At 69.3% G+C, this 18554-nt stretch carries 20 protein-coding genes; 7 read left to right on the plus strand and 13 right to left on the minus strand.

Annotated features, from left to right (window positions below; translation table 11 throughout):
• The first annotated feature begins 25 nt into the window (after window positions 1-25).
• Window positions 26-244 carry an SCO4848 family membrane protein gene (locus RAC69_RS15505; RefSeq protein WP_375087632.1) on the plus strand — a complete coding sequence of 73 codons (219 nt, stop codon included), beginning with the start codon at window positions 26-28 and terminating at the stop codon, window positions 242-244.
• Between the two features lie 12 nt (window positions 245-256).
• Here the strand turns inward: RAC69_RS15505 and RAC69_RS15510 are convergent, their stop codons facing one another.
• On the minus strand, window positions 257-1552 hold the full coding sequence (locus RAC69_RS15510; RefSeq protein WP_375087614.1) for an MFS transporter: 1296 nt from the start codon (window positions 1550-1552) through the stop codon (window positions 257-259).
• A 75-nt stretch (window positions 1553-1627) separates the two neighbouring features.
• Here RAC69_RS15510 and RAC69_RS15515 point away from each other — a divergent pair, with 75 nt between their 5' ends.
• Window positions 1628-2209 carry an ArsR/SmtB family transcription factor gene (locus tag RAC69_RS15515; protein WP_375087615.1) on the plus strand — a complete coding sequence of 194 codons (582 nt, stop codon included), beginning with the start codon at window positions 1628-1630 and terminating at the stop codon, window positions 2207-2209.
• Window positions 2210-2224: 15 nt separating this feature from the next.
• On the opposite strand, the gene RAC69_RS15520 is transcribed toward RAC69_RS15515, so the two are convergent.
• From RAC69_RS15520 to RAC69_RS15550, 7 genes are all read right to left on the minus strand, one after another.
• On the minus strand, window positions 2225-3334 hold the full coding sequence (locus RAC69_RS15520; RefSeq protein ID WP_375087616.1) for an aromatic acid exporter family protein: 1110 nt from the start codon (window positions 3332-3334) through the stop codon (window positions 2225-2227).
• A gap of 227 nt (window positions 3335-3561) precedes the next feature.
• Window positions 3562-4248, minus strand: a complete 687-nt coding sequence (locus tag RAC69_RS15525) for a hypothetical protein (RefSeq protein WP_375087617.1) — start codon at window positions 4246-4248, stop codon at window positions 3562-3564.
• On the minus strand, window positions 4248-5159 hold the full coding sequence (locus tag RAC69_RS15530; protein WP_375087618.1) for an ABC transporter ATP-binding protein: 912 nt from the start codon (window positions 5157-5159) through the stop codon (window positions 4248-4250). The genes RAC69_RS15525 and RAC69_RS15530 overlap by 1 nt, the downstream gene beginning before the upstream one ends.
• The gene (locus RAC69_RS15535) at window positions 5156-5536 is read right to left on the minus strand and encodes a GntR family transcriptional regulator (protein ID WP_375087619.1); all 381 of its coding nucleotides are present in this window, start codon (window positions 5534-5536) and stop codon (window positions 5156-5158) included. The genes RAC69_RS15530 and RAC69_RS15535 overlap by 4 nt, the downstream gene beginning before the upstream one ends.
• A 153-nt stretch (window positions 5537-5689) precedes the next feature.
• Entirely contained in the window at window positions 5690-6400 is a 711-nt protein-coding gene (locus RAC69_RS15540) for a FadR/GntR family transcriptional regulator (RefSeq protein WP_375087620.1), read from the minus strand.
• A gap of 46 nt (window positions 6401-6446) precedes the next feature.
• Entirely contained in the window at window positions 6447-7916 is a 1470-nt protein-coding gene (locus RAC69_RS15545; RefSeq protein WP_375087621.1) for an APC family permease, read from the minus strand.
• Window positions 7917-7964: 48 nt separating this feature from the next.
• Window positions 7965-8744 carry a carbon-nitrogen hydrolase family protein gene (locus tag RAC69_RS15550; RefSeq protein WP_375087622.1) on the minus strand — a complete coding sequence of 260 codons (780 nt, stop codon included), beginning with the start codon at window positions 8742-8744 and terminating at the stop codon, window positions 7965-7967.
• Between the two features lie 167 nt (window positions 8745-8911).
• On the opposite strand from RAC69_RS15550, the gene RAC69_RS15555 reads away from it, so the two are divergent.
• From RAC69_RS15555 to RAC69_RS15575, 5 genes are all read left to right on the plus strand, one after another.
• A complete protein-coding gene (locus RAC69_RS15555) occupies window positions 8912-10054 on the plus strand; it encodes a class I SAM-dependent methyltransferase (protein ID WP_375087623.1) in 1143 nt (380 codons plus the stop codon).
• Window positions 10055-10408: 354 nt separating this feature from the next.
• Window positions 10409-11725, plus strand: coding sequence for a glycine betaine/L-proline ABC transporter ATP-binding protein (locus RAC69_RS15560; protein ID WP_375087624.1), 1317 nt, complete (start codon window positions 10409-10411; stop codon window positions 11723-11725).
• Window positions 11725-12681 (plus strand): ABC transporter permease, encoded by a 957-nt coding sequence (locus RAC69_RS15565; RefSeq protein WP_375087625.1) that lies wholly within the window; start codon window positions 11725-11727, stop codon window positions 12679-12681. Before RAC69_RS15560 ends, RAC69_RS15565 begins: the two co-directional genes overlap by 1 nt.
• Window positions 12674-13597 (plus strand): glycine betaine ABC transporter substrate-binding protein, encoded by a 924-nt coding sequence (locus RAC69_RS15570; RefSeq protein ID WP_375087626.1) that lies wholly within the window; start codon window positions 12674-12676, stop codon window positions 13595-13597. The genes RAC69_RS15565 and RAC69_RS15570 overlap by 8 nt, the downstream gene beginning before the upstream one ends.
• Before the next feature lie 198 nt (window positions 13598-13795).
• On the plus strand, window positions 13796-15262 hold the full coding sequence (locus RAC69_RS15575; RefSeq protein ID WP_375087627.1) for a lipase maturation factor family protein: 1467 nt from the start codon (window positions 13796-13798) through the stop codon (window positions 15260-15262).
• A gap of 102 nt (window positions 15263-15364) precedes the next feature.
• Here the strand turns inward: RAC69_RS15575 and RAC69_RS15580 are convergent, their stop codons facing one another.
• The 5 genes from RAC69_RS15580 to RAC69_RS15600 all read right to left on the minus strand — a co-directional run.
• Window positions 15365-16132 carry an ABC transporter permease gene (locus RAC69_RS15580; RefSeq protein ID WP_375087628.1) on the minus strand — a complete coding sequence of 256 codons (768 nt, stop codon included), beginning with the start codon at window positions 16130-16132 and terminating at the stop codon, window positions 15365-15367.
• Window positions 16129-16911 (minus strand): ABC transporter ATP-binding protein, encoded by a 783-nt coding sequence (locus RAC69_RS15585; protein ID WP_375087629.1) that lies wholly within the window; start codon window positions 16909-16911, stop codon window positions 16129-16131. Before RAC69_RS15585 ends, RAC69_RS15580 begins: the two co-directional genes overlap by 4 nt.
• Window positions 16908-17279, minus strand: a complete 372-nt coding sequence (locus RAC69_RS15590) for a DUF1048 domain-containing protein (protein WP_144875791.1) — start codon at window positions 17277-17279, stop codon at window positions 16908-16910. The genes RAC69_RS15585 and RAC69_RS15590 overlap by 4 nt, the downstream gene beginning before the upstream one ends.
• A gap of 1 nt (window position 17280) precedes the next feature.
• Complete coding sequence (locus tag RAC69_RS15595; protein WP_375087630.1) at window positions 17281-17670, minus strand: PadR family transcriptional regulator; 390 nt, start codon at window positions 17668-17670, stop codon at window positions 17281-17283.
• Window positions 17671-17856: 186 nt separating this feature from the next.
• Window positions 17857-18554: SGNH/GDSL hydrolase family protein (locus tag RAC69_RS15600; RefSeq protein ID WP_375087631.1), on the minus strand; the 698-nt coding region annotated here is incomplete at its 5' end.

Genomic DNA, 18554 nt, shown 5'->3' on the forward strand with positions numbered 1-18554 from the left:
GTCGGGGAGCGGATACCGTGGAGAGGTGACCGTCCTCGCCGTCCTCCTGTTCCTCAACGCCGCCTTCAACGCCCTCGTCTGGCCGCGCTTCTACACCCGCATCGCGAAGGATCCCCGCGCTCGGGATGCCGCGGGCAAGCCCACGACCTTCCTCACCGTGCACGTGGTGCTGATCTCGATCGCCCTCGTGCTCGCCCTCGCCTCGGCGCTCGCCGGCATCGCGGCGCTGACCGGGTCCCTGTAGCGGCCGCCTCGGTCAGGCCGACTCGTACCTCTTCGCGTGCTCGGCCCACCGCGACTCGACCGGAAGGGCGCGCAGCGCGCGGTTGCCGACGGCGAGGGCGACGGATGCCAGGCACAGGCCGGCGCAGACGAGCAGCGTCCCCTCCCGTCCGAGCCAGGCGAGCCCGAAACCCGCGACGAGCGGGGCGAGAGGCAGCGCCCCCATCGCGAGCACCCCGGCCGCGCTGTTCGCCCGCCCGAGCAGTCGGCTCGGCGTCGCCACCATGAAGTAGCCCATCATCCCGGCGTTGAGTGCGGGCAGCAGCAGCACCGATGCCCCGAGCACCGCCACGATCCCCCAGGGCTGATCGACCCAGCACAGCACGACGGTGCCGACCGTCGCCGTCGCCAGACCCGCGATGGCGATCGCGCCCGCGCCGAACCGCGGCACGAGAAGGGGAGCGACGATGGCCCCGCCCAGCATGATCGCACCGACGGCCGCCCCGAGGGTGCCGATCAGGACCTCGGAGTGACCGGCCTGCTGCAGCGCGTAGATGACGGTCGTGATCGCGGCGTTGAACCCGAGGTTGATCACGGTGACGGTGAGCAGCACGCCACCGAGATCGGGCCGAGACAGCAGCCAGGAGAACCCCTCGCGCAGCTCGCTCCACGCGCTCGCGGGGGTTGCGGGCGCGTCGCCCTCACGGTCGTCGGGCTCGACGGGGGGATCGGATGCCGCGGGCTCGCCGCGCCGCAGCATCCACGCCGTCGCGCCGGCGACGAACTGGCAGAGCGTCATCGCCGCGCCGATCGCCCAGCCGCCCAGGCTCAGGAGCAGCCCGCCGAGGGGGCCTCCGGCGAGCTGCAGTGCGGCGTCACGGCCCTGGTTCGCGGCCTGAGCCCTGCCCATGGCGTCGTCGGGCACGATCTCCTTGATCGCGCTCTCGCCGGCGACGTCGAAGACGCCGCTGCGCGCGGCGAGCAGCACGTTGGCGATGAGCAGGGTCGTGAAGGTCAGCGCATCGGCGAGCGCGAACGCGGTGAACGCGCCGGCGAGCAGCACGCCGAGGAGCGATCCGACGATCATGAGGTCGATGCGTGCGTGCCGGTCGGCGAGGATTCCGCCGGCGAGGGTGAAGACGACCTTCGCGACCATGCCGGCACCGCCGATGATGCCGGCCTGGGCGGGGTCGTCGGTGACGATCAGCGCGAGCAGCGGGACCGCGAATCCGAACAGGGCGGCGGCGAGTCCCTTGCTGGTGTCGCTCGCGAGCCAGATGAGATAGCGCGGGCTGCGCCAGAGGCTCGTGGGGGTCGTCGCAGTGGTCATGAGCGCCAGCGTAGAAGGCCGCCGAGAATTGCGCAACATTTCTTGCGCAACTTTCGGTGCGCGTATGATCGGACCATGACCGGAGGAGCGCAGGGAGACGATCCCGTCTGGATGACCTCCGCCATGCTCAAGGCCTACGCCCACCCCCTCCGCCGCCGCATCCTCAAGCTCCTCGCCCGCCACGACCACATGCGCGCCGCCGACATCGCGGCCGAGCTGGACGTGCCGGCGAACCGCGTGAGCTTCCATCTGCGCGCCCTCGCCGACGCCGCCCTCATCACCGAAGCCCCCGAGCACGCCCGCGACCGCCGCGACCGGGTCTGGACCGCCGTGCGAGGAGCCATGAGCGTCGGCGACCCCGACCACCCGGTGGCCGACGAGGAGCTCGGCGGAGCGGTCGTGCAGGCCGTCGCCGCAGAGCACCAGGACCTGCTCCAGCGCGTCGTCGCGTGGGCGCCGGAGTACTACGGCGGTCGCTCGCCCGGCATCCGCGCCGTGTTCCAGCAGCGCACCACACGGCTCACGGAGGCCGAGTTCGAGGCGCTCCTGCACGAGTTCGACGAGGCGTTCGAACGGGCAGAGGCCGCCCATGACGAGAACGACCCCGACGGCCGCTTCTGGCAGGTCGACATCGTCGCCGCCGACGACACGATCTGAGCAGGAGGCCCCGGCTCAGTCGTCCGACTCGTCCCTGGCACCGCTCACGATGAGGATGCGGCGCAGATGCATGGCCGACAGCACGCCCGTGCCCATGGTGCTGCCGACGTCGATCGTGCGGTCGTCGACCCGCTCGAGCAGCAGGCGGATCGCGCGCGCGGCGTCGCCGCGGAGGCGGTGGGCGTCGGCCGTCGTCGGATCGTCGAGGGCGATCGCGTCCGCGACGGCATGGCAGGCGGCCGACAGCGGCTCGGGCAGCTCGGGGTCGAGGCCGAGCGAGCCGGGGCGATCCCAGATCGTGTCGGCCGTGGCGTCGGCGATGTCGCGGATCAGGTGCGCGATGCGGTCGAGTCGTCGCAGATCCTCGTGGATGTGCTGCGTCTCGCCCCGACGCCCTCGCGCGCGGGGGTTCACGCGCCGGCTGTCGTCGGCCTCGGCGAGCGCGGTGCGCAGCGACGCCGTCGTGTCGGCGAGCGACGCGGCATCGTCCGCCCACTGCTCGTGCTCCGGCGGCCACGACTCCGTGATCGCGTAGCCGATGTCGTGCAGGTGGTCGCTGAGCTGTCGTCGGAAGGCGTCGACGCGCGCCGCCGCGACGAGAGTGGTGGGCGCGGGGGCGATCACGACGTTGACGATCAAGCCGACGACCACGCCGACCGCCATCTGGGCGAGGTATCCGAGCGAGTAGTCGTCGGCATCCTGACCTCCGACGATGAGCACGAAGAGGGCGGCGATCGGGACGTACTCCTTGCCGACGCCGAACCAGCCCGTTCCCGACAGCAGCACGCCGACGCCGACGACCACCGGGATGGTCCACCACGTGGGGCCCACCGTGAGCACGACGACCGTGGCGAGGCCGATGCCCGCGACGAGGCCGAGCAGGGTCTGCAGGCCCGACCGCACCGAGCCCATCAGCGTCGGATACATGCTCACGAGCGCGCCGAGCGGGGCGTAGTACGGGTACTCGTCGGTGACGCCGGGCATGTGTGGGGCGATCCACCAGGCCAGTCCCACGGCGAGCGCGGTCTTCGCCACGAGCAGCAAGCGCGCGGGCTGCACGGCCTCGCGCAGCGACTCCACGATCGCCGGTCGACGTTCGCGGATTCGCGAGCGGATCTTCGTCACGGCATCCTCTCGGTCGTCCTCCCCGCATGCCGACGGTAGTCGCTCGCCCGGCGCCGGCGAACGGGGTTGCCTCGCCGGTGCAGGCCGGGTAGGGCGACCCGGCCGTCTCTGTTCGCACAGTTCGGGGGCCGACACGCCGGATGTCGGACGGATGCCGCGAAGCAGTCCGCCGTGTGGCGTGTCGGCCCCCGAGGCGGGTCAGCCGGCGGGACGGGAGAAGCCCCGAGTCAGGGCTTCGCCCTCCGGAACGCGAGGAACGAGACGACCGAGAGCACAGCCACGATCACGAGTCCCCACAGCGCGAGGCCGAGGGCGCCCAGGTCGCCGATCCCGCGTCCGACCTCCAGCCACAGCTCCAGCCGGGTCACGAGGAACACGAGGGCGAGGAGCACGAGTGCCAGTCCGACGCCCACGACGGTGAGCACCACCGGGCCCCAGCTCTTGAAGATCGTCGCCCCCGTGAAGCCGAGCATGAACAGGAACAGGGCGAGGGTGAAGAACACCACGAACGCGCCGGCCGGCCCCGCCTCCCACAGCCAGGGCAGATGGAAGACGTACCCGTTCACGCCCCAGCCGTTGGTCGCGAGCTCGATCGCCCCACCGAGCAGGAAGACCAGGCTCAGCAGCGCGCTGCCGAGGACCGCCGTCGCGAGGGTGCCGAGGAAGAACTCCCTCCTCGTGATGCTCATGGCCTGCGAGAACGGGAAGGTGAGGGTCATCGCCGAGATCCCGATCGCGAAGAAGTACCAGAGCGGGGCCTGCCCGCCACCGCCGTACTTCGGGCCGTCGACCGGAATCATCGCGTAGATGAGCACCGAGATGACGACGGCGGAGCCGAGCACGATCAGCGGAACCCAGATGAACGTCTGGCGGTTGATCAGCTGCAGGCGGATGACGTTGAGTGTGCGTCGCATCAGCGGACTCCTTCCTTCACGGCGGCGTCTTTCGTCGCTGATTCCGCCTTCTGCGTGAGGCGGACGATCAGCTGCTGCAGCGAGACGGGAGCCAGATCGAGACCGGATGCCGAGATCTCGGCGCGCTCGGCGGGCGACACGTGTCCGAGCACGGTGATCGACGCCACGCGGCCGAGCGACTCACGGTGCAGCACCTCGCGGCCGGAAGCCCAGGCGTCGACCTTCTCCGCGTCGCCGACGACGGTCACGGCGCGGTCGCGCACGGCATCCGTGTCCTCCTCGAGGAGGATTCGACCGTTGTCGATCACGATGACCTTCTCGATGAGGTTCGAGACCTCGTCGATGAGGTGCGATGACAGGATGATCGTGCGCGGATGCTCGGCGTAGTCCTCGAGCAGGCGGTCGTAGAAGATCTGCCGCGCCACCGCATCGAGACCCAGGTACGGCTCGTCGAAGAACGTCAGCTCGGCGCGGGAGGCGAGACCGATGATGACTCCGACGGCCGAGAGCTGCCCGCGAGACAGCTTCTTGATCGTCTGCTTCATCGGGAGCTGGAACTCCTCGATCAGCTCATCGGCCAGCTGATGGTCCCAGTTGCGGAAGAACAGGCTCGCGGCCTTGAAGGCGTGACGCGGATACGCGTCGTCCGGGTACTTCTGACTCTCGCGCACGAAGCAGATCCGGTCGAGCACGTGCGCGTTCTCGTACGGGTGCTCCCCGAAGACCCTGACGTCGCCGGAACTGGCGAAGTTCTGCGCGGTGAGGATCGACATGAGAGTCGTCTTGCCCGCGCCGTTGCGGCCGAGCAGCCCGTAGATCGAGCCCGCCTCGAGACGGAGCGACACGTTGTCGAGTGCACGCTTGTCCTTGTAGCGCTTGGTGAGGTTCTGCACCTCGATGACGGCGGTCATGCGGGGTTCTTCCCTTCTGTGGAGGCCGCCCGCTCGGTCAGCAGGGCGGCGAGGTCGGAGGCGCTGAGGCCCAGGGTGCGGGCCTCGGCGAGGAGCGGGTCGAGGTAGCGGTCGGCGAACGCGGCCCGGCGTTCGCCGAGCACGATCTCCCGCGCGCCCTCCGCGACGAACATGCCGATGCCGCGGCGCTTGTACAGCACTCCCTTGTCGGTGAGCATGGCGACTCCCTTCGCTGCCGTGGCGGGGTTGATCCGGTAGAAGCCGGCGAGTTCGTTTGTCGAAGGCGCCTTGGTCTCCTCCGCGAGCGAGCCGTCGATGATCGAGTCCTCGATCTGCTCGGCGATCTGGAGGAAGAGCGGCTTGCCTTCTTCGATCACGAGTCCTCCGCTGTTGTTGTTTGGTTAGTTACTCGACTAGGTAACCATCTAACCCGGCGCATGTCAACGGCGCGTGTTCCGGTGCGGGTCGTCACGGCATGCTGCGCGGGCCCCGGGTCGGTGAGCGAGCGGAGCGAGATGAGACGTCGGTCGTCAGGCGCGCGGGCTCCCGACGTACATCGACCCGTGCAGTTCGGCGACGTGGTCGAAGGCGAGGCGGCTCGCGGCCGCGGCATCCCGAGAGCGGAGCGCATCGACGAGACGCGCGTGCTCCTCGTTCGACTCCCGCAGGTAGTCGATGCGGTAGGGGATGAAGTAGGCGTAGAGCTCGTGCGAGACACGCTGGTGCAGGTCCGCGGCGCCGGCCGCCCCCGCCATCCGCACGAGCACCTCGTGGAATGCGGCGTCGGCGGTGCGGAACCCCGTCCAGTCGGGCACGGACCGCATCTCCTCGACGAGGGCGTCGAGCTGCGCCAGCGCCTCCTCGTCGGCGGAGGCACTGGCGATCGCGGCGAGCCCTGCCTCGAGCGCGGCGCGCTGGTCGATCAGAGCGTGCACGTGCGCGGCATCCGCTCTGTAGGCGTCGATCTCGACGACCGTGCCGACCGCCGGTGCGTCGGCGATGAACGTTCCGCCCGCGTGGCCCTTGCGTCGCACGACGACGCCCTCGTCGCTCAGCGCACGGTACGCGCGCCGCACGGTCATCTCGCTGACCTCGAACGCCCGCGCCGTGTCGTCGGTGCTGGGCAGGCGCTGCCCCGGCGTGAGCATGCCCAGCTCGACCGCCAGCGAGATCCGTGCACGGACCGTGTCGACGGCCGTCGTGCGGCGGATCGCGCCGAGCGCCGGGGAGGCCAGGTCCATCGTCATCGTCTCTCGGTCGGCACCGGTCGGCCGGGACGCGCCCGGCTCAGCCTGCCGCGCGATCCTCCGCGCGGTCCGATGCGGCGGGTTCCTCGACGAGCTCGGCGTCGAGGCGGAACCGCCTGCCCCACACGATACCGACGACCATCGCGACCACGGGGATCAGTGCGAGCACGGTGCTCACGGCCACGCTGCCCCCGGTCACGAGCGTGAAGTTCGACAGCACGAGCCACAGCGCGAACGCGAGTCCGACGACAGACAGGATCGGGAAGACGCGCGCCTTCATCGACCGACCGGATGCCAGCTCGGGGCGTCGTGCGAAGAACACGAGCACGGCGATCGAGGTCGTCAGCATGAGCAGCACCATGCCGACCGTCGCGACCCCCGCCATCGAGCCGAACACCCCGACGAGCGGGTCGAGGCCGAGCAGGGCGAGAGCGGCCAGCACGATCGCGGCGGTGATCGTCTGCACGATCGACGAGAACGCCGGGGAGTGGTGGGTGGCGTGACGGCGTCCGAGACGGGCGGGCAGCACCGCCTTGTGCGCGAGCGTGAACTGGTAGCGGGCGATCACGTTGTGGAACGAGAGCACGCAGGCGAACAGGCTCGTGATGAGCAGCACCTGCACGATGTCGCGCAGGATCGGTCCGAGGTACTGGGTCGTGGTGTCGAGCAGCAGGTTGCCTTCGCCGGCGAGGGTCTGCTGCGCCACCGCGACCGCGTTGCTCGCGCCGACACCCGTGACCAGTGCCCAGCACGAGATGGCGTAGAAGACGCCGATGATGATGACCGCGAGGTACGTCGCGCGGGGGATGGTGCGCTCGGGTGACCGGGCCTCGTCGCGGAAGACGGCCGTCGCCTCGAATCCGATGAACCCGGTGAGCGCGAACAGCACGGCCACGCCGATGCCGCCGGTGAAGACGTTCGCGGGATCGAAGGTCTCGAGCGCGATGCCCTCGGCGCCGCCTGTGGCGAAGATGACGACGTCGAGCACGACGACGACGAGGATCTCGAGGGCGAGCGCGATCCCGAGCACCTTGGCGCTCAGCTCGATGTGCCGGTATCCGAGCACGGCCACGATCGCCATGGTGGCGAACGAATAGAGCCACCAGGGCAGGCTCGGTCCGCCGAAGAACGTGACGAGGTCGTCGACCGCCCACCCCATGTACCCGTACACGCCGACCTGGATCGCGGTGTACGCGACGAGCGCGGTGAACGCAGAGCCGAGTCCGAACCGCGATCCGAGTCCGGCGGTCACGTACGAGAAGAACGCGCCGGCCTCCTTCACGAACGGTGTCATCGTGACGAATCCGACGGAGAACACGAGCAGGATGACGGCCGCGAGGGCGAAGCCGATCGGGGCGCCGGCGCCGTTGCCGGAGCCGATCGCGATCGGCACGTTGCCGCCGATCACGGTGAGGGGAGCGGCGGCGGCGATCACCATGAAGACGATCGCGCCGGTGCCGAGCTGGCCGTCGAGGCGCTGGCGCGGCTCGGCGATGGGGGAGACGGTCATGTGGTCTCTTTCGACGAGCATCCGGAGGGGATGCGGGAGAGGAGGGGGTCAGTACAGATCAGTGCGGCGGTCGGCGAGGTACGGGTTCTCCCGTCGCGCGCGTCGCGTGGCCTCGGGATCGATCGTGGCGATCAGGAGGCCGGTGTCGGTGGGTCCGAGGGAGTCGAGCACGACGCCCTCGGGGGAGACGATGCTGCTGCGGCCGACGTACGTCAGGTCGCCTTCGGTGCCGGTGCGGTTGACGTAGACGACGTGCACCTGGTTCTCCCACGCCCGCACGGGGATGAGCCGTTCGGCGATGTGCGCGTAGGGCTCCATCTGCGCGGTAGGGACGATGACGGCATCCGCCCCGCTGAGGGCCGCCGCGCGGACGGTCTCGGGGAACTCGACGTCGTAGCAGATCAGCACCGAGATCATCACGCCGTCGATGTCGATCGTGGGCGGAAGGGTGTCACCCGGCACGAAGAGGCTGCGATCGAGGTCGCCGAAGAGGTGGGTCTTGCGATAGCGGAGCAGCTCGGCCCCGCTCCGGTCGATCGCGACGAGGGAGTTCGTGATGCCGCCGTCGGGCAGTGTCTCCGGCAGGCCGGCGATGATCGCGATGCCTTCCGTGCGCGCGATCTCCGCGATCCGCTCGACGAGCTCTGGCGCGGCGAGCGGGGCGAGTGCGTCGCCGATGTTGTAGCCGGTGACGAACATCTCGGGCGTGACGAGCATGTCTGCTCCCCGCGACGCGGCATCGCGAGCCGCGTCGGCGATCACCGCGAGGTTCGCCTCGACATCGCCGGCGATGCCGTCGTGCTGCAGTCCGGCGATGGTCAGGGTCATGCGGGGGCTCCTCGGGTACGTCGTCGTGATCCATCTAATAGATCAATGTGATCCATTAGATGACCATTGTGTGACGATCGTGTTTCCCCCGCAAGAGGCAGGCGGGAGTTCCGACGGGCCGCCTCGCAGAGCGCTGCTGCACGAACGCCCGCTCGTAGGCTGGACGGGTGGAGTTCCCCTTCAGCCGCCTGCGTCGTCGCCCCGACGTCGAGGCTGAGAACCTGCAGGCGTACGACGCGACCGACCTGCTGCTCGTCGACCGGGCGCTCGCCTCTGGCATCCCCGGCACGGAGATCGCGGTGATCGGCGACGAGTACGGAGCGATCGCTCTGCCTCTCGTCGCCGCGGGACTCGAGGGCGTTCGCGTGCATCAGGACCTCGCGTCCGGCCGTCGCGCGCTCGATCTCAACGCCAGCGACCTCGGACTCACGGGGTACGCGTCGCACGAGCTGGATGAGTCGCTGCTCGCGGGGGCGAGACTCGTGCTGCTGCAGCTGCCGAAATCGCTCGCCGAGCTCGAGGAGATCGCGGATGCCGTCGCGCGCCGGGCCGCGCCCGACGTGGTGCTCGTCGCGGGCGGCCGCGTCAAGCACATGACCCTCGCGCAGAACGATGTGCTCGCGCACCGGTTCGCGGCCGTGCAGGCGCAGCGGGCGGAGCGGAAGTCCCGGCTCGTCATCGCCTCGGAACCGCAGGATGCCGCGGGCGAGCCGCCCTTCCCCGTCGTCCGGCAGCATCACGGGCTCACGCTGGTCGCGCACGGCGGCGCCTTCGCCGGTGCGAAGCTCGACATCGGCACACGCGTGCTGCTCGACGTGCTCGGCCTGGACCAGAACGCCTCGGCTGCGGTCGACACCCCCGACGATGCGGGCGCCTCCGCGTCGGTCGTGGACCTCGGCTGCGGCACCGGCGCGCTCGCCGTGTCGTACGCGCTCGCGCACTCTTCGGCCCGCGTGATCGCGACCGACCGCTCCGCCGCGGCGGTCGCCTCGGCACGGGCCACGGCCGCCGCGAACGGCGTGGCCGACCGGGTCGAGGTCATGCACGACGACGCGGCATCCGCACTCCCCGACGGGATCGCCGACGTCGTGCTGCTGAACCCGCCGTTCCACCTCGGCACGAGCGTCCACACCGGGGCGGCGACCCGGCTGTTCGAGGCCGCCGCGCGCATCCTCCGCCCCGGCGGCGAACTCCTCACGGTCTACAACTCGGCGCTGGGCTATCGCGCGGAACTGACCCGTCTCGTCGGCCCGACCGAGCAGATGCACCGCACCCCGAAGTTCACGGTGACGCGCAGCATCCGCCGCTGACGGCAGCCGGGGAAACGCCCGAGAAGCGGCAAGCGACGCGGTGTCCGAAAGCCGCGCAATCCCCCGGTCAGGTCAAGAAAGTCGAGCGCCCTCACAAATGCGGATTTGCCCCTGACCGGCCATTTCGTTACGTTGGTCTGTGGGCCTGACGGCCCGAAGACCAGTCCGCGACCGCGTCCTTCTTTCGAATGTGCTGTGCTGCGAAGAGGCGTGGGCGTACGGTCGATGCTCTATCGCGGTGGATCCGAAATCCGCCGTCCGCGCCGCCACAGCACCACGTCGAAACGGCCGGGAGCGTCACCCGGGCGTAACCGAAGCAGGCTCAGCCACCCGAAGGCGAGCCGCGGGGGAAACGTGTCCGAAATCGCTCTTGAAGCGCGCAATCTCTACAAGGTGTTCGGTCGGAATCCGAACCAGGCCGCTCGACGGCTGAAGGCCGGCGAGAGCCGCACCGACGTCGCCGAAGCGGGAACTGCAGCCGTGATCGACGCCAGCTTCACCGTGAAGCGCGGCGAGATCTTCGTCATCATGGGCCTCTCCGGCTCCGGCAAGTCCACCATCATCCGTATGCTGAACGGTCTCCACGAGGCCACCGACGGCTCGGTGCACGTCGGCGGAGACGCCATCACCGGCATCCCCGGTTCGCGCCTGCGCGAGATCCGCCGCGACCGCATCTCCATGGTGTTCCAGCACTTCGCGCTGCTGCCGCACCGCACGGTCGCCGCGAACGTCGCCTACCCGCTTGAGCTCAAGGGAGTCGGAAGGTCCGAGCGCCTCGCGAAGGCCGAGGAGATCCTGTCCCTCGTCGGCCTCGAGGGTCAGGCAGACAAGCTCCCGTCCGAGCTGTCCGGCGGAATGCAGCAGCGCGTCGGCATCGCCCGTGCGCTGGCCGCAGACACCGACATCCTCCTCATGGACGAGGCGTTCAGCGCCCTCGATCCGCTGATCCGCCGCGAGATGCAGGAGCAGCTGCTCGAGCTGCAGGAGAAGTTCCAGAAGACCATCGTGTTCATCACGCACGACCTCAACGAGGCCATGTTCCTCGGTGACCGCATCGCCGTGATGCGCGACGGCCGCATCGTGCAGATCGGCACACCCGAGGACATCCTCACCGACCCGGCCAACGACTACGTCGAGCAGTTCGTGCAGGACGTCGACCGCGCCCGCGTGCTCACGGCTGGCAACGTCATGGAGCGCCCGCGCCCCGTCGTCGCCGAGACGGCCGGACCCCGCACCGCGCTCCGCCAGATGCGGGATGCCTTCATGTCGGCGACCTACGTCACGGGTCGCGACCGCAAGCTGCTCGGCATCGTCACCGACCGCGATGCCGTGAAGCTGGTGCGCAAGGGCATCACCACGCTCGAGTCGATCCTCAAGCCCGTGCCGCAGAGCGTGAGCGTCGACGAGGTCCTGATGAACCTCTTCGTGCCCTCGGTCGAGTCGCCGCTGCCGCTCGCGGTGGTCGATGCCGACGGGCGCCTCGTCGGCGTCATCCCCCGCATCACCCTCCTCGCAGCCCTCGGCCCCGGACCCGGCGCGACCGGCGAGCTCACGCTCCCGCTGCTGCCCATGCCGCAGGCCGAGATCGACGCCGTGCTGGATGACGGGTGGACCGCCGATCCGGGGGGCACGACGACAACGGGAACGCAGATGACAGGGGAGGTGCGCTGATGGACGGCTTCCGACTTCCTCTCGGGACCTGGGTCGCATCCGGCGTGGACTGGATCAAGACCAACCTCGACGGCCTCCTCGACGTGGTGTCGTTCGTCGTCACCTCGCTCGTGCAGGGTCTGACCTTCCTGCTGCTCCTGCCGTACTTCTACGTCGTGATCGTGATCGCCGCGCTCATCGCGTGGCTCGTGCGGTCGTGGCAGCTCGCGATCGGCACCGTGATCTCCTTCACCCTGATCGTCGCGATGGGCCTCTGGGTCCCCGCGATGCAGACGCTCGCCCTCGTGCTCGTCGCCGCGCTCGTCGCCGTGATCATCGCGATCCCTCTCGGCATCTGGTCGGCACGCAACGCCACTGTGCGCGCGGTGCTCAAGCCGATCCTCGACTTCATGCAGACGATGCCCGCGTTCGTGTACCTGATCCCCGCCATCGTGTTCTTCAGCATCGGTGTCGTGCCCGGGCTCGTCGCGACCGTGATCTTCGCCCTGCCTCCCGGCGTGCGACTCACCGAACTCGGAATCCGCGGCGTCGACTCCGAGACCGTCGAGGCCGGGCAGGCGTTCGGTGCGAAGCCGGGACAGATCCTGCGCGGCATCCAGCTCCCGCTCGCCATGCCGACGATCCTCGCCGGCGTCAACCAGGTCATCATGCTCGCCCTGTCGATGGCCGTCATCGCCGGCATGGCCGGAGCCGACGGGCTCGGCAAGATGGTCGTCGAGGCCATCTCCACCGTGAACATCGCCAAGGGCGTCGAGGCGGGTCTGGGGGTCGTGCTCATCGCCGTCTTCCTCGACCGCGTCACCGCGGCCCTCGGCACGCTCGGACGCAACCGCGGGTCGCTGCTCGCGCTGATCCGCGATCGCCGCGCGCAGCAGCGCGCTGCCGCGATCGAGGCGGCGCCGGCATCCGCCCCGGCATCCGCGTCCGTCGAAGAGAAGGAGCTCCAGAATGCGTAATCGCAGGCTCATCACCGTCGCGGCGCTCGGCGCCGCGGCATCCCTCGCCCTCGCCGGGTGCGCGAGCGACGGCGCCGGTGGCACGATCGAACTCGCCGGTGGCGGGTCGGATGCCGCGGGCGGCGGGGATAAGGGCACGATCACCCTCGGCTTCCTGCCCTCGTGGACCGACGGCCTCAGCACCGCGTACCTGCTGCAGGATCAGCTCGAAAAGCTCGGGTACACCGTCGAGATGAACACCCTCACCGAGGCGGGGCCGCTGTACACGGGCCTCGCACAGGGCGACGTCGACATCTTCCCGTCGGCGTGGCCCGAGATCACCCACGCCGAGTACATGGCGACGTACGGCGACTCGATCGAAGACCTCGGCACGTACTACGACAACGCGAAGCTGACGATCGCGGTGCCCGAGTACACCGACATCGACTCGATCGACGAGCTCGCCGCCGCGAGCGACAGGTTCGGCGGCAGGATCTACGGCATCGAGCCGGGCGCCGGACTCACCGGGCAGACCCAGAAGATGATGCCCGAGTACGGCCTCGACGGCTACGAGCTCGTCACCTCGTCGACCGCTGCGATGCTCACCGAGTTGAAGTCGGCGACCGAGAACGAGAAAGACATCGTCGTGACGCTGTGGCGTCCGTTCTGGGCCAACGACGCGTACCCCGTGAAGGACCTCGAAGACCCCAAGGGCGCCATGGGCGAGGCCGAAGGACTGCACTTCCTCGGAACGAAGGGCTTCGCCGCGCAGTACCCCGAGGCCGCCGCGCTCATCGAGAAGATCCAGCTCGATGACGCGCAGTACGGTTCGCTCGAAGACCTCGTCGTGAACGAGTACGGCGAGGGGCGCGAGGCCGAGGCCGTCGACGCATGGCTCGAAGAGCACGGCTCCGAGTTCGACTGGGTCGTCGACTGACCTGATCCTCCGTGCCTGACGCACCATGGGCGGGGATCCACGACGGATCCCCGCCCATCGCTGTCGGTGCTGCGGAAGGAGATCTCGCGTTCTCAAGGAGCGGCTACGTGCATCCGTCCCTCATTGCGAGAGATCTCCTGCACCGCGTGCGCGCGCAACCCCCTTCGACCCCGGAATCGCCGGACGTAGCCTGACCCCATGGACGGGTTCGCGGCGGTCGACTTCGGGTTCGCCCGCGAGGTGCTGCAGCGCGGGATCGCGGCGCTCTACCTCGTCGCGTTCGTCTCGACGCTGAACCAGTTCCGGCCGCTGCTCGGCGAGCGCGGGCTGCTCCCGGCGCCGACGCTGCTCGACTGGCTCGGCGACGAACCGTCACGGCGGCGGATGCTGCATCCCACCCTCTTCCTGCGCATCCGCTACACCGATCGACGCCTCGCTGCGCTGTGCTGGTGCGGCATCGCGATCGCGGGTCTGCTCGTGCTCGGCATCCCTCAGCTCGCTCCGCCGTGGGTGCCGATGGTCGCGTTCCTCGCCCTGTGGCTGGGGTACATGTCGGTCGTGAGCATCGGGCAGACGTTCTACTCGTTCGGGTGGGAGATGCTGCTGCTCGAGGCGGGGTTCCTCGCGGCGTTCCTCGGCTCGCACGACCAGCCGCCGCCGACCGTCGTGATCGTGCTGTTCTGGTGGCTGCTGTTCCGGGTCGAGTTCGGCGCGGGCATGATCAAGATCCGCGGCGGACGCGAATGGCGGGACCTCACCGCGCTCATGTACCACCACGAGACGCAGCCGATGCCGGGGCCGCTCAGCCGTCAGGCACACCTGCTGCCGCGGTGGTTCCACCGCGCGGAGGTCGTCGGCAACCACGTCGCGCAGCTCGTCGTGCCGTTCTTCGTGTTCGCTCCGCTGCTGTCGATCTGGGTGCCGGGGCCGGTTCCGCAGATCGTCGGCACGACTGCCGCGCTCGTCATGATCGCGACGCAGCTGTGGCTCGTCGCGACCGGCAACTTCGCATGGCTGAACTGGGTGACGATCGTGATCGCGTTCTCGGCGGTCGGGCTGCCGGGGGTGGGCGCTCCCGCCGGTGACGAGACCGATGCGCCGTGGCCCGGTATCCCCCTGTACTGGTTCGTGATCACGTCCGCCGTCGGCCTGCTGGTGTCCGCGCTGAGCTGGCCCGCCCTGCGCAACCTCTTCGCACGACGCCAGCTCATGAACGCGAGCTTCAACCGCTGGCAGATCGCGAACGCCTACGGCGCGTTCGGCACGGTCACGAAGGAGCGGATCGAGCTGGTCGTCGAGGGGTCGACCGACGACGACGCGCTGCTGTGGCGCGAGTACGAGTTCAAGGGCAAGCCCGGCGATGTGCGGCGCGCGCCAGGTCAGTTCGCGCCGTACCACCTGCGGCTCGACTGGCTGATGTGGTTCCTGCCGCTCGGGCGCTCGCTCGACGACTGGTTCACGGTGTTCCTGCTGCGACTCCTCGAGGCGGACGCGCCCACGCTCGCCCTGCTGCGCTCCGATCCGTTCGAGGGGGAGCGGCCACGGTGGGTGCGAGCGGTGTCGTACCGGTACCGCTTCGCGACCCGCGCCGAGCGTCGGGCGCACGGGGTGCGGTGGATGCGGACCCGTCAGGCCGTGGTGCTCGGTCCGCTCGGGCTGCGGTGAGGCCGCGGCATCCTCTCTGCTGTGCGTCCGACCGCTGAGCGCGGCGAAACGCCCCGGCCGGACGCAGGGTCCGGACGGAGCGTTCCGCCTCGCTGGGCGAGGTCAAGAGATCTTCTTCCTGTACGTCACGATCGCGAGCACGTACGCCACCACCAGGATGCCGATGCACCAGGCGAGCGCGACCCAGATGTCGTTCCCGACGGGCTGCTCCGCGAACAGCGCCTGGATCGTGTTCACGATCGACGTCACCGGCTGGTTCTCGGCGAACCAGCGCACCGGCCCCGGCATCGTGTCGGTCGGCACGAACGCCGAACTGATGAACGGCAGGAAGATCAACGGGTACGAGAACGCGCTCGCCCCGTCGACGGTCTTGGCGCTGAGCCCCGCGATGATCGCGAGCCACGTGAGTGCCAGCGTGAACAGCAGCAGGATGCCGATGGCCCCGAGCCAGGCGAGCACGCCGGCGCCGGTGCAGAATCCCATCGCGAACCCGACCCCGAAGATGATCGCGAGGGTGAGGGCGTTCGCGGTGAGCGACGTCAGCACGTGCGCCCAGAGGACGCTCGACCGCGCGATCGGCATGGAGTGGAAGCGCTCGAAGATGCCGCTCTGCATGTCGGTGAAGAGCCGGAACGCCGTGTAGGCGATGCCCGACGCGATCGCGATCAGCAGGATGCCGGGGAGCAGGTAGTTCACGTAGTTCTCGGAGCCGGTGCTCGTGCGCAGCGCCCCTCCGAAGACGTACACGAACAGGAGCATCAGTGCGATCGGGGTGACCGCCGTGGTGATGATCGTGTCCGGACTGCGGAAGATGTGCCGCATCGAGCGGCCGGTGAGGGTCGCCGTGTCCGCGGCGAAATGCGTGGTCATGCTGCGGTCTCCTTGTCTGTGTCGTGCGCGGGTGGTCCGATGAGCGTGAGGAAGATCTCCTCGAGGGTGGGCTGCTTCTCGACGTATTCGACCTTCGCGGGAGGCAGCAGGGCCTTGAGCTCGGCGAGGGTGCCGTTCGCGATGATGCGGCCCTCGTGCAGGATGCCGATGCGATCGGCGAGGTGCTCGGCCTCGTCGAGGTACTGCGTGGTGAGGAGAACGGTCGTGCCGGAGTCGGCGAGGCGCTTCACGACCTCCCACACCTCGATGCGTGCCTCCGGGTCGAGACCGGTGGTGGGCTCGTCGAGATAGATCACCTCGGGGTCGCCGACGAGGCTCATGGCGATGTCGAGTCGCCGTCGCATACCGCCGGAGTACGTGCCGACCTTGCGGCTCCCGGCATCCGTCAGACGGAACGTGGCCAGCAGGTCGTCGGCGACCTTCCCTGGGTCGGGCAGGTGTCGGAGCTTCGCGACGAGGGCGAGATTCTCGCGCCCGGTGAGGATCTGGTCGACGGCGGCGAACTGCCCGGTGAGGCTGATGGACTCGCGCACCCGCAGCGGCTCGGCGGAGACGTCGAATCCCCGCACGGCGGCTGCGCCGGCATCCGCTCGCAGCAGCGTCGACAGGATGCGCACCATCGTGGTCTTGCCGGCGCCGTTCGAGCCGAGGAGGGCGAAGATCGACCCCTTCTCGACCTCGAAGGAGACGTCGCGCAGCACGTGCAGGTCGCGGTACGACTTCTCGATGCCGCGGACGGCGATGGCGGGCGTGGTCATGATCGACTCTCCTTCTTCTTGGCGTCGTCGACGGCCTCGACGAGGCGCGCGCGCTCCTTGTCGACCCACTGCGAGCCGCCGTACGCCTCGGCGTAGCTCTCGGCGTACTCGACGGGGTCGTCTCCGACGATGTCGGCGATGGGGGTTCCGTCGACGGCTGCGCGCTCCCACAGGTCGGCGAGGTCGAGGAAGATCCGCACGAGGGTGTCGCCGTCGGTGATCCCGCCGTAGTACATCGTGTAGCGGTGCTGGGCGTTGGCGACGGTGCGGTAGGGCTCGGGCAGGGCGTCGATGCGCTTCTTCGCATCGCGGTACTGCTTCTTCTGCTCGAGGGATCCGGTGATGAATTCGAGCCACTTGGCGGCCATGTCAGTTCTCCTTGTCGGTAGTGGTGTTCGTGGTGTTCGTGGTGTTCGTGGTGTTCGTGCTGCGCGCGGTGGTGCTGTTCAGCTGCTCGATGCGCTGGGCGAGGAAGGTCCAGGTCGACCAGAACTCGTCGAGCTCGTGGGTGCCTGCGGGGTTGAGGGAGTACACCTTGCGGGGGGGTCCCTTCTCGCTCGGCACCTTCTCGACGTCGACGAGCTTCTTCTGCTCGATGCGCACGAGGAGCGCGTAGATCGTGCCCTCGGCGATGTCGGTGAATCCGTGATCGCGCAGTCGTGCGGTGATCTCGTATCCGTAGGCCGGCTGCTCGGCGAGGAGGGCCAGGACGATGCCCTCCAGAGTGCCCTTGAGCATCTCGGTCATCTGCTTGCCCATCGGCTCTCCTTTCTGTGATCCGGTACTCAGTGTTACTGGCTACCGGTACAAAGTAACACTGAGTACCGGTACCTAGCAACACCGAATACCGAAGTCCTCCGGGAGGTGCGCGGGGACCTGGTCCGGCCCAGGGGCATGCGTCATCGACCCCGCACGCGCGCGACGCGACGGGGCGGCGGGGGAGCGTCAGGCGAGGCGGGCGGCGGCGACCTGTGCCTCGAGCAGCGGCAGCGCGCGCGACGCGGCCGGACGGATGCCGAGGGCTGCGGTGAGTCCCAGCGCCAGCGCCGCGTGGCCTGCGGAGTTCGGGTGGAACGGGTCGTTCATCAGGCCCCACGGCACGCCACCCCCGCCGAGCTCGGTGAAGCGCGCGTTCTGGTCGACGAGGGCGACGTCGTCGAGCGAAGCGGCGGCGCGCACGGCATCCGAGAACTCCGCGATCCGCTCGCGACCCGCCGCGTTCGGCACATCGATCGACGGCGGCGTCTGCAGCACGACGATCGCGCCGAGCTCGCGCACGCGCGCCACGAACTCGCGCAGGGACGCCGTGAATGCCGCGGGTTCCACATGCGGGCTGCCGGGCAGCGTCGACATGTCGTTCGTGCCGATCATGAGCGTGACGACGTCAGGACGCCACGACGAGACGCGACGCTCGAAGTCGCCGAGGATGTCGGGCAGCCGGTGCCCGCTGATCGCCGAGTTGACGATGATGTCGCGCGTGCGGCCGAGGTCGCCGCGGATCAGCTCGTGCAGGTGCTCGGCGTAACTGCGTCCGCCCTGCGTGTGCACGAGTCCGTGCGTGATCGAATCGCCCGTGATGACCCAGTTCAGCGGCTCTGCGCCGGTGAGGACATCGGCGAGGCGGGCGAGGTCGGATGCTGCGG

The sequence above is a fragment of the Microbacterium sp. LS_15 genome, from assembly GCF_041954735.1.
In the GTDB taxonomy this organism is placed as follows: Bacteria; Actinomycetota; Actinomycetes; order Actinomycetales; family Microbacteriaceae; genus Microbacterium.